The sequence below is a fragment of the Scleromatobacter humisilvae genome, from assembly GCF_023231945.1.
GTDB lineage: Bacteria > Pseudomonadota > Gammaproteobacteria > Burkholderiales > Burkholderiaceae_C > Scleromatobacter > Scleromatobacter humisilvae.
Window position 1 is genome coordinate 1,946,509 of record NZ_JAJLJH010000001.1, and the last position, 12,942, is coordinate 1,959,450.

The window sequence follows — 12,942 nt, forward strand, 5'->3', positions numbered from 1 at the left end:
CGCAGGCTCGCGCCGCTCAGGCCGCGGCGAAGCGCCGCAGGAAGTCCTCGTAAGCGAGCGCGATGCCCTGCCGCAGGTCGACGCGGTGCTTCCAGCCGAGGGCGTGCAGGCGGCCGACGTCCAGCAGCTTGCGCGGCGTGCCGTCCGGCTTGCTGGCATCGAAGACGATGCGGCCCTCGAAGCCGATGACTTGCATCACTGTCTCGGCCAGCTCGCGGATCGTCACGTCCTCGCCGGTGCCGATGTTGACCAGCGGGCCGTCGTAGCCCTGCTCCATCATGTGGACGCAGGCGTCGGCCAGGTCGTCGACGTAGAGGAACTCGCGCATCGGCGTGCCCGAGCCCCAGACGACGTATTGCGTGTCGCCGCGCAGCTTGGCCTCGTGCGCCTTGCGGATCAGGGCCGGCAGCACGTGGCTGGTCTGCAGGTCGTAGTTGTCGTTGGGCCCGTACAGGTTCGTGGGCATGGCGCTGACGTACTGGCGGCCGTACTGGTCGTTGTAGGCCTCGCACATCTTGACGCCCGCGATCTTGGCGATGGCGTAGGGCTCGTTGGTCGGCTCCAGCGGGCCGGTCAGCAGCGAATCCTCGCGGATCGGCTGCGCCGCGAGCTTCGGATAGATGCAGCTGGAGCCCAGGAACATCAGGCGCTGCACGTCGGCCTCGTGCGCGCCGGCGATGAGGTTGTCGGCAATCGCCAGGTTCTCGTGCAGGAACTGCGCGCGGTAGGTGTTGTTGGCGTGGATGCCGCCCACCTTGGCCGCCGCGATGAAGATGTAGGCGGGCCGGGTGCGCTGCAGGTAGGCGCGCGTCGCGGCGGCGTCCTGCAGGTCGAGTTCCGCGCGCAGCGGCGCGAGCACGCGCTCGTAGCCCGCGGCCTCGAGGTGCCGCACCAGTGCCGAGCCGACCATGCCGCGGGCGCCGGCGACCAGGATCGCCTCGCCCTTGCCGGGCACGCTGGCCTTCTCACTCATGGTGGCTGAAGGTCTGGAACCCGGCCATGCTCACCATCGCGTCGCGACGCGCGGTGATGTAGTCGGCGTCGATCATCTCGGCGACGAGTTCGGGCAACGTCGTCGTCGGCGTCCAGCCCAGCTTTTCCTTGGCCTTGGTCGGGTCGCCCAGCAGCGTCTCGACTTCGGTGGGACGGTAGTAGCGCGGGTCGACGCGCACGATGACCTGGCCCGGCTTGCACTTGGCCTTGTCGCCGGTGACGGTGTCGACGATGCCGACCTCGGCCTCGCCCTCGCCCTCGAAACGCACCGTGATGCCCAGGCGCTCGGCGGACATGCGCACGAAGTCGCGCACGCTGTACTGGACGCCGGTGGCGATGACGAAGTCCTCGGCCTGCTGCTGCTGCAGCATCAGCCACTGCATCTGCACGTAGTCACGCGCATGGCCCCAGTCGCGCAGCGCGCTCATGTTGCCCAGGTACAGGCAATCCTGCAGTCCCAGCGCGATGCGCGCGATGGCGCGCGTGATCTTGCGCGTGACGAAGGTCTCGCCGCGCAGCGGGCTCTCGTGGTTGAACAGCACGCCGTTGCAGGCGTAGATGCCGTAGGCCTCGCGGTAGTTGACCGTGATCCAGTAGGCGTAGAGCTTGGCGACGGCGTACGGGCTGCGCGGGTAGAACGGCGTCGTCTCCTTCTGCGGGATCTCCTGCACCAGGCCGTAGAGCTCCGACGTCGACGCCTGGTAGAAGCGCGTCTTCTTGCCGAGACCCAGCAGGCGGATCGCCTCGAGCAGGCGCAGCGCGCCGATGCCATCGGCGTTGGCCGTGTACTCGGGCTCCTCGAAGCTGACCGCCACGTGGCTCTGCGCCGCGAGGTTGTAGATCTCGTCCGGCTGCACCTTCTGCACGATGCGCGTCAGGTTGGTCGAATCGGTGAGGTCGCCGTAGTGCAGGACGAAGTCACGGTTGTTGACGTGCGGGTCCTGGTACAGGTGGTCGATGCGATCCGTGTTGAAGGACGACGCCCGTCGCTTGATGCCGTGCACCTCGTAGCCCTTCTTCAGAAGGAACTCCGCCAGATAGGCGCCGTCCTGGCCCGTGACGCCGGTGATGAGGGCTACTTTTTTATCGGTCATGGGTTGATTATCCATAAGTGACTGGCGGCAGACGCGCCCAGGATAGCCGCGAAACACGGCCATTTCACCCCCCGGGCAAGCCCCTGCGGTACTGCACGGCCTCGGCCATGTGCGCCGCCTCGACGTCGGCCGCGCCCGCCAGGTCGGCCACCGTGCGCGCGATCTTGGCGACCCGGTGCAGGCTGCGCGCCGACCAACCGAGCCGCTCGGCCACCTGCTCCAGCAGCGCGCGCGCCGCCTCGCCCAGCCGCAGGCCGGACTCGATCTGGGCGGCGCTGAGCAGCGCGTTGGGCATGCCCTGGCGCGCCAGCTGGCGCTCGCGCGCGCCCCGCACGCGCTCGGCCACCGTCGCCGACGACTCCTGCGCTGACGCCACGGCCTGCGGCGTCCCGGCCGCCGACGGCAGCAGTTCGGCCGGCCGCAGCGCCGGCACCTCGATCTGCATGTCGATGCGATCGAGCAACGGCCCCGACAGCCGCGCCTGGTAGCGCCGCACGGCCTCGGCGTGGCACAGGCACTGCCGGCCGCTGGCCGCGAACGCACCCAGCCAGCCGCACGGGCAGGGATTCATCGCGGCGACCAGCTGGAAGCGCGCCGGATACTGCGCCTGGTGCGCCGCGCGCGAGATCGTGATGTGGCCCGTCTCGAGCGGTTCGCGCAGGGCCTCGAGGGCGCTGCGGGGAAATTCGGGCAGCTCGTCGAGGAACAGCACCCCCGCGTGCGCGAGCGAGATCTCGCCCGGACGCGGCGGCGATCCGCCGCCCACCAGCGCCACCGCGCTGGCGCTGTGATGCGGCGCGCGCACCGGGCGCTGGCCGAAGCGGCGCACGTCCAGGCCCTGGGACGAGACGCTCAGGAGCGCCGCGCTGGACAAGGCTTCGGCCGGCGTCATCCGCGGCAGCAGCCCGGCGAGGCGGTCGGCGAGCATCGACTTGCCCGCGCCCGGCGGGCCGATCAGCAGCAGTCCGTGCGCGCCCGCGGCGGCAACCTCGAGCGCGCGGCGCGCGCCGGCCTGGCCCTTGACGTCCGCCAGGTCGGGCAACGGCGGCGCCGCCGCGGGCGGCTCGCGCGACGGGCCCGGCAGCTCCTGCGCGCCGTCGCCGGGCAGGAAGGCCTGGACGACGTCGCCGAGCGTGCGCGCCGAGCGGATGTCCACGCCCTCGACCCGCGCCGCCTCGGCCGCGCAGGCCGCCGGCAGCACGAGCCGGCGCGCGCAGCCGCTCTCGCGCACCGCCAGCGCGAGCGCCAGAGCGCCGCGCACGGGACGCAGCTCGCCCGCCAGCGAAAGCTCGCCCGCGAATTCGCAGCGCGCCAGGCGGGCGGCGTCCAGCAGGCCCTGGGCGGCCAGCACGCCGAGGGCGATCGGCAGGTCGAAGCGACCCGACTCCTTGGGCAGGTCGGCCGGTGCCAGGTTCACGGTCACTTTCTTGTTGTGCGGAAAGGCAAAGCCGCTCTGCGCGAGCGCGGCCCGCACGCGCTCGCGCGCCTCCTTGACCTCGGTGTCGGCGAGCCCGACCAGCGTGAAGCTGGGCAGGCCATTGGCCAGGTGGACTTCCACGACGACCTCGGGCGCGTGCAGGCCGACGAGGGCGCGGGTATGGATGACGGCGAGGGACATTCGAGAAGGCTTCCAGGACGACGAGGCGCCCGACCAGGCGCCGTTTTGAACAGGGGTCAGAGTCAAACCGTTCGCGGCATGCCAATCCTGGCGCGCGAATTGCATGGCCCCATTTCGAAAATTGGCTTGCGACGGGCTCCAGCCCGCCAGCACAACCGGATTTCCATTCTGCGAGGCCCCCGCCAAACCGCCCCGCGCCCAATGCGGGGTTCGGCCGCCCTCCGCCGCGCCATCCAAGTGCGTGACCTCCGCGCCGACGTGGTTATTTCGCACCATGTTGGTGCGGTCTTGTCGTCGCCGCGCCGGAATCGGATGCGGCCGCCGCCGTCTCGACGCCACTCGTCCGCACGATTCACCGACGCGATTCGCGCGCCGGCGCGCCGGCGAATTCCTCACTGCCGCGTCGATCCGCTTCTTCTAGCACCCCGCGCGGAAGGCCCGCGTCGCGCCGAGCGCGCCCCGACGAACTGGGCCGCGTGGCACGGAACCTGCGTTGACGGTTGCGACGAAAAACAGATCCCACCCACCTTTGCCCACACCTTTTCGGAGAGACCAGATGAAGAAAACCGCGCTTGCTGCCGTCGCCGTCCTCGCACTCGCCGCTGGCCCCACTATCGCATTCGCCGACGACGCCCCCGCGCCCGCCGCGGCCGCATCCGCGCCCGACGCCAGCCCGATCACCTACAACATCGGCGTGGTGAGCGACTATCGCTACCGCGGCATCTCGCAGTCGAAGATGAAGCCGGCGCTGCAGGGCGGCATCGACTACGCCAACGGCCCGATCTATGTCGGCACCTGGGCGTCGACGATCCAGTGGGTCAAGGACGCCATGGTGGGCTACAACCGCGCCGGTGAAGCGGCCGCCGCGGCCAACGAGACCACGTTCACGCCCGTGTCCGAGAAGGGCGCGCCGGTCGAATGGGACCTGTACGGCGGCACCAAGGGCGACATCATCAAGGACACGCTGTCGTACGACGTCGGCGTGCTGGCCTACGTCTACCTGGGCCAGAAGTTCCACGACATCCACCTGTCGAACCCGGACACCGGCGAGGTCTACGGCGCGCTGACGTACGGCGTGTTCACGGCCAAGGTTTCGGTCTCGGCCACGCCGCTGTTCGGCATCCCCAAGAGCAAGGGCAGCCAGTACTACGACCTGAGCGCCAATTTCGACCTCGGCTCGGGCTTCTCGCTGACGCCGGACGTCGCCTACCAGCACGTCGAGGGTTCGTACGCCAAGGACAACGGCCTGCCGAGCTATTCGTACGGCGCGTACTCGGCCACGCTGGGCAAGGACTTCGGCAAGGGCGTGTCGGCGTCGCTGCAGGTCATCGCCACGGACGCCAAGAAGGCCGACTACGTCACCTCCAACGGCAGGTTCACCGGCCGCACGACCGTCGTCGCGGGCGTGAAGTACTCGTTCTGAGCACCGCCTGATTCTCGTGGGCCCGGGGCGACCCGGGTCGTTTTGTTCGACAAGAAGCGGGCGCGAGCGCTCCCGCAAGCTGAGGAGATACCGCCATGAAGATGGTGACTGCCGTCGTGAAGCCCTTCAAGCTCGACGAAGTGCGTGAGGCCCTGAGCGCGATCGGCGTGCAGGGCATCACGGTGACCGAAGTGAAGGGCTTCGGCCGCCAGAAGGGCCACACGGAGTTGTACCGCGGCGCCGAATACGTCGTGGACTTCCTGCCCAAGGTCAAGATCGAGGCCGCCGTCGACGACACGCTCGTCGACCAGGTCATCGAGGCCATCGAGACCTCGGCCCGCACCGGAAAGATCGGCGACGGAAAGATCTTCGTCTCGCCGCTCGAGCAGGTCGTGCGCATCCGCACCGGCGAGACCGGCAAGGACGCTCTCTGAGCGGCGCGCCCGGGCTCCAGACGATTCCCGCACGTTCCAAAACGCCACACGGTTCCAACTCCTGAAAGCCTTGCAACCATGAGAAAGCTTCTCGCTTCCCTCGCCCTCGGACTCGCCGTCCTCGGGTTCTCCGCGACATCGTTCGCGGCAGACGACGCGGCCTCCGCGGCTTCTGCCCCGGCCGTCGCGACGGCCGCCGCCAGCGCGCCCGCCGCGGACGCCTCGGCCCCGGCCGCCGCCGCTCCCGCGTCCGCCGCGGCATCGACGCCGACGATCGTCGAGACCGTCAACAAGGGCGACGTGTCCTGGATGCTCGTGTCCACCGCGCTCGTCATCATGATGTCGATCCCGGCCCTGGCGCTGTTCTACGGCGGCCTGGTGCGCAGCAAGAACATGCTGTCCGTGCTGATGCAGGTCTTCGTCACGTTCTCGCTGATCGTCGTGCTGTGGGCCATCTACGGCTACAGCTTCACGTTCACGCAGGGCAGCGGCTGGTCGTCGCCGTTCTTCGGCGGCACCTCGCGCGTGTTCCTGAAGGACACCTTCGACGTCATGAAGGGCTCGTTCTCGAACGCGGCGACCTTCAGCAAGGGCGTCGTGCTGCCGGAGCTGGTCTACGTCGTGTTCCAGGCGACCTTCGCGGCCATCACGTGCTGCCTGATCGTCGGCTCGTTCGCCGAGCGCATGAAGTTCTCCGCCGTGCTCGCCTTCATGGTGCTGTGGTTCACCTTCAGCTACATCCCGATCGCGCACATGGTCTGGTTCTGGCAAGGTCCGGACGCCTACACCAGCAAGGACGTCGTCGACGCGCAGAACGCCACCGCCGGCCTGATCTGGCAATGGGGCGCGCTGGACTTCGCCGGCGGCACCGTCGTGCACATCAACGCCGCCGTCGCCGGCCTGGTGGGCGCGTTCATGATCGGCAAGCGCATCGGCTACGGCAAGGAATCCTTCACGCCGCACTCGACGACGCTGACGATGGTCGGCGCCGCCCTGCTGTGGGTGGGCTGGTTCGGCTTCAACGCAGGCTCGGCCCTGGAAGCCAACGGCACCGCTGCGCTGGCGTTCGTCAACACCTTCACCGCCACCGCCGCCGCGGTGCTGGCCTGGTGCATCGGCGAAGGCCTGATGAAGGGCAAGGCCTCGATGCTGGGCGCCGCCTCGGGTGCCGTCGCCGGCCTCGTCGCGATCACCCCCGCCGCCGGCAACGTCGGCCTGATGGGCGCGATCGTCCTGGGCTTCATCGCGGGCTTCGCCGGCCTGTGGGGCGTCCATGGCCTGAAGAAGCTGCTGGGCGCGGACGACACGCTGGACGTGTTCGGCGTGCACGGCGTCTGCGGCATCGTCGGCGCGCTGCTGACCGGCATCCTGAACAACCAGTCGCTGGGCGGCCCGGGCATGGTCACGGACTGGGTCTCGATGACGCAGGGCTCCAACGGCATGTGGGCGCAGTTCGTCATCCAGCTCAAGGGCGTGTGCGTGACCATCGCCTGGTCGGGCGTGGTCTCGGTGATCGCCTACAAGCTGGTCGACATGACCATCGGCCTGCGCGTCAGCGAGGACGACGAGCGCGAAGGCCTCGACATCACGTCGCACGGCGAAACCGCATACAGCAAGTAAGTTTCCGAGAGCGGTCGCCGCGGTTCGCCGCGGCAGGCTGCAGAGAGAGCTTGGGGCTGCCCGCGAGGGCGGCCCCTTTTTCATTTCGGCCAAGGGACGTCGAGATCGGCGGCGGTCCACAATGTCCGACAATCCGACCTGCGCGCCCTCTCACGACCCGCCATCGGCCACAACGAAACCTGACGCATGAAGCATCTACCCGCCCTGGACGGGATCCGCGCGGCCGCCATCCTGATCGTCATGATCAGCCACATTGTCACGCCCCTCGTGCCTGGCGGCTTCGGCGTGACGCTGTTCTTCTTCGTCTCGGGTTTCATCATCACGCGGATGATGCTGTCGCAGTCGTTCGGCGGCGGCCACCTCAAGGCGTTCTACGTGCGCCGCGTCTTCCGTCTGGCGCCGGCGTTGATGGTCTTCCTGCTGGTGTCGGGCATCGTGATGAGCAGCCTGGGCGATCCGATCCCCGCGCGCGACTTCGTGGCCACGCTCTGCTACTACGCGAATTACCACCAGTTCACCAATTTCGGCCATGTGCTGTCGCCTCTGGTCATCACCTGGTCGCTGGCGGTCGAGGAACATTTCTATTTCATCTTCCCGGTTCTGCTGATCCTGACCCGACGCCGTCTCGTCACCGCCCTGACCTCGACCATTCTCGCAATCCTCGTGTGGCGGCTCGTGCTGGTCTACGGATTCCACGCGCCGACCGCGCGCACCTACGTCGCCACCGACACGCGGCTGGATTCGATCGCGTTCGGCTGCCTGTTGTCGGTGATGATCGACGTCAGGCACCGGCTCCTGCCCGCGCTGGCGAGCCGGGGCGCGCTGTGGGCCTCGGGGATCCTGCTGCTGCTGTCGTTCGCCATCCGCCGTGACGATTTCCGCGAGACCTTCCGCTATACGCTGCACGGCCTCGCACTCATGCCGATCTTCTGCAAGCTGTTCTGGCAAGAGGCGCCGTTGCAGCCGCTGCGGGCCATCCTGGAATCGGCCGTCGCTCGATATGTCGGAAACGTCAGCTACTCGCTCTACCTGTATCACTTCCTTGCCCTGTCGGTGGCCACGGCGCTGCTTCCCGATGGCGCCTTCATGAAGGCGTGCACCTTCGTCAGCGCGTTCGCCCTGGCGAGCGTGTCCTATTACCTGGTCGAGAATCCCGTCCGGCGTCTCGGATCCCGCCTGGCCCGATCGATGGAAGCCGCGACGGCGCCGCCGGCCGGCGCGATCGAAAGACCCTGAAATGACGATGGCGGCTCGCGGTGCATTGCATTTCGGCCGATCGCCCGCATGTGGAGCCGCAGCCCGCTCCTAGAATCGAACCTTCCCCTTCAAGGACCACCCGTCATGGTTCCCCATCTCGTCACCGCGTTGACCGGCCCGATCAACGAACTCGAGCAGCGCGTGCTCGAATCGATGCCTGCGATCGAGCGCTGGTTCCGCCTCGAATGGATGGAGCACACGCCGCCGTTCTACACCTCGGTCGACATCCGCAACGCCGGCTACAAGCTGGCGCCGGTCGACACCAACCTGTTCCCGGGCGGCTTCAACAACCTCACCGAGCCGATGCTGCCGCTGGCCATCCAGGCGGCGATGGCGGCGATCGAGAAGATCTGCCCCGAGGCCAAGAACCTGCTGCTGATCCCAGAGAACCACACGCGCAACTCGTTCTACCTGACCAACGTCAAGCAGCTGGTGCGCATCTTCTCCAGCGCCGGCCTCAACGTGCGCCTGGGCTCGCTCGATCCGGCCATCACCGAGCCGACCGAGCTGCAGCTGCCCGACGGCAGCTCGCTCACCTACGAGCCGCTGGTGCGCTCGCCGCGCCGCCTGGGCCTGAAGGATTTCGATCCCTGCACGGTGCTGCTGAACAACGACCTGTCGAGCGGCCTGCCCAAGATCCTCGAGAACCTCAACGAGCAGTACCTGCTGCCGCCGCTGCACGCCGGCTGGGCGGTGCGCCGCAAGACGAACCACTTCCACAGCTACGAGGAAGTTGCCAAGAAATTCGCCAAGCTGCTGGGCATGGATCCCTGGCTGATCAACCCGATGTACTCGCACTGCGGCCAGGTCGACTGGACCGAGGGCACGGGCCTCGACTGCGTGCAGACCAACGTCGACGCGCTGCTCACCAAGATCCGCCGCAAGCACAAGGAATACGGCATCAACGAGAAGCCCTTCGTCGTGGTCAAGGCCGACAACGGCACCTACGGGATGGGCGTGATGACCGTGCGCGACGCCAAGGAGCTCGACGAGGTCAACCGGCGCACGCGCAACAAGATGGACGTGGTCAAGGACGGCCAGCAGGTCACCGAGGTCATCATCCAGGAGGGCGTGCCCACCTACGAGCGCGTCAACGAGGCGGTGGCCGAGCCGGTGGTCTACATGATCGACCGCTACGTCGTCGGCGGCTTCTACCGCATGCACGCCGAACGAGGCATCGACGAGAACCTGAACGCGCCCGGCGCGAGCTTCGTTCCGCTGGCCTTCGCCGAGAGCTCGCACCTGCCCAGGCCGGGCGAGAAGCCGGGCGTGAGCGCCCCCAACCGGTTCTACATGTACGGCGTCATCGGGCGGCTCGCCATGCTGGCCGCGTCGTACGAGCTCGAGGCGACGGACCCCGAGGCCGAAGTCTACGAGTGAGGCGTCGCGTGCCTCAGTCAGCGAACAGCCGGTCGAGCTGATCGGCGAAGCGGTTGCTGGCGGCGTAGCTGCGCATCGCTTCGTAGGCGTTCCTGACGATCCGCAGCCGTGCCGCCTCGTCGCCCAGCGCGTTCGCGACGACGTCCGGCAGGTCCTCGAAATTCCATCGCACCGGCAGGTACGTTTCCCCCGGGACGAAGATGTCGGGCGCCGTCTCGATGTGGTCCATGTTGGGCTTGATCAGGAGGGCGCCGGCGTAGACGGCCTCGAAGTCGCGCCAGCAGACCTCACCGTAGCCGAACGGGCTGAAGCAGAGCTTGGATTGCGCCAGCTCGCGCAGGTAGGCGCGTCTTTCCAGCGGGGCGCTCGGCGTCAGGCGGACCTTGTTCTCCAGCGAACGGACGCGGGCGAATGCCTCGGTGCGCATGCGCTGGTACCAGTCCTTGGCCCCGAGCCCGCCCAGCCTGGCGTGGACGTCGAATGGACGGGCGTGACCGAGCGGCGGCTGGGACACGGCCTTGAACCGGGGCAGCATGTAGGGCGCGGTCACGAAGCTGGGGCCCACGAGCAGCTTGTCGAGGAACCCGTCGGGCAGCGGGAAATGCAGCGTGGCGTCCTCGTCGCCCTCCCGGCGGCCGTACCAGTCGGAGAGGTTGGTATGGCCGACCGTCGGCAGGCTGTACGCGGCGCGGTCGCGCAGCACGTGCTTCTTGATGTAGAGGTCGACGTCGGAACCGATCGCGGAGGCGAAGCGCAGGTCGGCCGGCGCGCACGGGTCCAGGAAGGCGAGGCGGGCGTCGGGATGATCCGTGCGCAGCCGCAGCGCCATGGCCCGGAGCTGCTCGGGGGTCTGGTCGATCCAGGCCTGGAAACAGACGACGTCGGCGCCCTTGAAGTGCCCGAACCCTTCGGCATCGATCGACGCGTAGTCGATCTCGCGCACCTCGTAGCCCCAGCGGTCGCGCAGCACGTCCTTGTAGAAATGGAACGGGAAGATCTGGCTCTGCGAGATGGGGTCGGGTTGCGACACGAGCAGCAGGCGGCGCCTGGCGCGCGACGAGAACGGACGCTCGAAGCGGACCTTGCGCCGCAGGCGCGACGTTCCGCCCCAGACCAGTGCGCGCAATTGCTCGTGGGACAGTGCAAGGAGCTCGGACGACTTCATTGTCTTGACGCTTCGGAAAAGGCTGCGCTGCCGGAACGCTCTCCGGAGTGGACGGCCCAGTCTGTCGGCGCCTCGTGACGGAACCGTGACAAAGGCCTGCGCAGGTGCGCGCACGCGTCGGACTGGCTCGGCGAGCCAACCCCTTGGCCCGCACGGGGTTTCACCATGGCATTGGCGCCGCACTCGCACTAGTCTGCCCCGCAGGGCCCGCGCGACGCGGCGCCCGCCAGCCACCGGTGCGCCCATGACTCCAGCCCCTTCGTCTTCGCTCGCCCTCCAGCGCCTGTACCACTGGGAGCGCACGACACCCGATCGGACGGCGTTCACCCAGCCGATGGGCGGCGGACTGCTGAAGGAGTTCACGTGGAAGGACGTCGTCGACGAATCGCGACGCATGGCAGCCTTCCTGAAGCAGCAGGGCTTCGAGCCGGGCGCGCGCATCGCGATCCTGTCGAAGAACTGCGCGTGGTGGCTGATGAGCGACTTCGCGATCTGGATGGCCGGCTACGTCTCGGTGCCGCTCTATCCAACGCTCGCCGCAGGCACGATCGCGCAGATCCTGCAGCACAGCGAGGCCAGGCTGCTGTTCGTGGGCAAGCTCGACGACTGGGAGGCGATGCGCCCCGGCGTGCCGCCCGGCATGCCCTGTGTCAGCTACGCGCTGTCGCCCGACAGCGTCCGCGAGCGGGTCGACATGCGCTGGGACGAGATCGTCGCCCGCACCCTGCCCTTGCCCGGCAGCCCGCTCCGCGAGGGCAGCGAACTCGCCACCATCGTCTACACCTCCGGCACCACCGGCATGCCCAAGGGCGTGATGCAGACCTTCGGCGCGTTCGCATGGGCGATCGAATCGGGCCTGAAGCGCATCAGCGTCGGCAGCGACACGCGCATGCTCAGCTACCTGCCGCTCGCGCACGTGGCCGAGCGCGCGCTCGTCGAGCACGGGCAGCTCGCCACCGGCATGCACGTCTTCTTCGCCGAAAGCCTGGACACCTTCGCGCGCGACCTGCAGCGCGCGCGGCCGACGGTGTTCTTCTCGGTACCGCGCCTGTGGGTCAAGTTCCAGCAGGGCATCCACGCGCACATGCCGCCGCAGCGGCTGGAGCGCCTGCTCAAGATCCCGTTGGCGGGGCGCTTCCTGCGCCGCAAGATCCTGAAGGCGCTGGGCCTCGACCAGTGCCAGTTCGCCGCCGGCGGCGCCGCGCCGATGCCGCCCGACCTGCTGCGCTGGTACACCTCGCTGGGCCTGAACATCATCGAGGTCTACGGCATGACCGAGAACTGCGGCATCTCGCACGCGACGCTGGCCGACATGAAGCGGCCCGGCACGGTGGGCCTGCCCTACGAGGGCGTCGAATCGCGCATCGACCCGCAGTCGGGCGAGGTGCAGGTGCGCCATGGCGCGCTGATGCTGGGCTACTACAAGGAGCCCGAACTCAGCGCCGCGGCGTTCACCGCGGACGGCTGGCTGCATACCGGCGACAAGGGCAACCTTGAGGAAGACGGCTGCCTGCGCATCACCGGGCGCGTGAAGGATCTGTTCAAGACCAGCAAGGGCAAGTACGTCTCGCCCGCGCCGATCGAGGACAAGCTCGTCACCAACCCCGTGGTCGAGGCCTGCTGCGTGGTCGGTGCCAACTACCCCCAACCGTTCGCGCTGCTGATGCTCAACGCTGCCGCCGCCGCGAAGTCGCGCGACGCCGCCGGCCGCGCGGCGCTCGAAGACGCGATGGCCAACCACTTGATGAGCGTCAACCACGAACTCGATCCGCACGAGCAGCTCGAGACGCTGATCTTGATGACCGAGCCGTGGACGGTGGAGAACGGCCTGATCACGCCGACGTTCAAGGTCAAGCGCGGTGTGCTGGAGAAGCGCTACGACGCGCAGTTCGACGCCTGGACGTCCGGCGGACGCAAGATCGTCTGGGCCACCTGAGGCCGCCGCCGCACCCGCCAGG

At 68.3% G+C, this 12,942-nt stretch carries 10 protein-coding genes; 6 read left to right on the plus strand and 4 right to left on the minus strand.

Annotation, left to right across the window (positions count from 1 at the left end; genetic code table 11):
- Positions 1 to 16: 16 nt before the first annotated feature.
- The 3 genes from LPC04_RS09180 to LPC04_RS09190 all read right to left on the minus strand — a co-directional run bounded on the left by LPC04_RS09180 (position 17) and on the right by LPC04_RS09190 (position 3,705).
- Positions 17 to 973, minus strand: a complete 957-nt coding sequence (locus tag LPC04_RS09180; RefSeq protein WP_275681871.1) for a GDP-L-fucose synthase family protein — start codon at positions 971 to 973, stop codon at positions 17 to 19.
- Positions 966 to 2,087, minus strand: coding sequence for a GDP-mannose 4,6-dehydratase (gene gmd, locus LPC04_RS09185; protein WP_275681872.1), 1,122 nt, complete (start codon positions 2,085 to 2,087; stop codon positions 966 to 968). Before gmd ends, LPC04_RS09180 begins: the two co-directional genes overlap by 8 nt.
- A gap of 64 nt (positions 2,088 to 2,151) precedes the next feature.
- Positions 2,152 to 3,705, minus strand: coding sequence for a YifB family Mg chelatase-like AAA ATPase (locus LPC04_RS09190; protein ID WP_275681873.1), 1,554 nt, complete (start codon positions 3,703 to 3,705; stop codon positions 2,152 to 2,154).
- 556 nt (positions 3,706 to 4,261) lie between these two features.
- Between LPC04_RS09190 and LPC04_RS09195 the strand changes: the two genes are divergently transcribed.
- The 5 genes from LPC04_RS09195 to gshA all read left to right on the plus strand — a co-directional run bounded on the left by LPC04_RS09195 (position 4,262) and on the right by gshA (position 9,819).
- The gene (locus LPC04_RS09195; RefSeq protein ID WP_275681874.1) at positions 4,262 to 5,128 is read left to right on the plus strand and encodes a TorF family putative porin; all 867 of its coding nucleotides are present in this window, start codon (positions 4,262 to 4,264) and stop codon (positions 5,126 to 5,128) included.
- A 95-nt stretch (positions 5,129 to 5,223) separates the two neighbouring features.
- Positions 5,224 to 5,562: a P-II family nitrogen regulator gene (locus LPC04_RS09200; protein WP_275681875.1), complete on the plus strand. Its 339-nt coding sequence runs from the start codon at positions 5,224 to 5,226 to the stop codon at positions 5,560 to 5,562.
- A gap of 78 nt (positions 5,563 to 5,640) precedes the next feature.
- Positions 5,641 to 7,182, plus strand: a complete 1,542-nt coding sequence (locus tag LPC04_RS09205) for an ammonium transporter (protein WP_275681876.1) — start codon at positions 5,641 to 5,643, stop codon at positions 7,180 to 7,182.
- A gap of 186 nt (positions 7,183 to 7,368) precedes the next feature.
- Entirely contained in the window at positions 7,369 to 8,418 is a 1,050-nt protein-coding gene (locus tag LPC04_RS09210) for an acyltransferase family protein (RefSeq protein WP_275681877.1), read from the plus strand.
- A 105-nt stretch (positions 8,419 to 8,523) separates the two neighbouring features.
- Positions 8,524 to 9,819: a glutamate--cysteine ligase gene (gshA, locus tag LPC04_RS09215; RefSeq protein ID WP_275681878.1), complete on the plus strand. Its 1,296-nt coding sequence runs from the start codon at positions 8,524 to 8,526 to the stop codon at positions 9,817 to 9,819.
- 13 nt (positions 9,820 to 9,832) lie between these two features.
- Here gshA and LPC04_RS09220 read toward each other — a convergent pair whose 3' ends face one another.
- The gene (locus LPC04_RS09220; protein WP_275681879.1) at positions 9,833 to 10,984 is read right to left on the minus strand and encodes a glycosyltransferase; all 1,152 of its coding nucleotides are present in this window, start codon (positions 10,982 to 10,984) and stop codon (positions 9,833 to 9,835) included.
- Positions 10,985 to 11,228: 244 nt separating this feature from the next.
- On the opposite strand from LPC04_RS09220, the gene LPC04_RS09225 reads away from it, so the two are divergent.
- A complete protein-coding gene (locus tag LPC04_RS09225) occupies positions 11,229 to 12,920 on the plus strand; it encodes an AMP-binding protein (protein ID WP_275681880.1) in 1,692 nt (563 codons plus the stop codon).
- Positions 12,921 to 12,942: the final 22 nt, after the last annotated feature.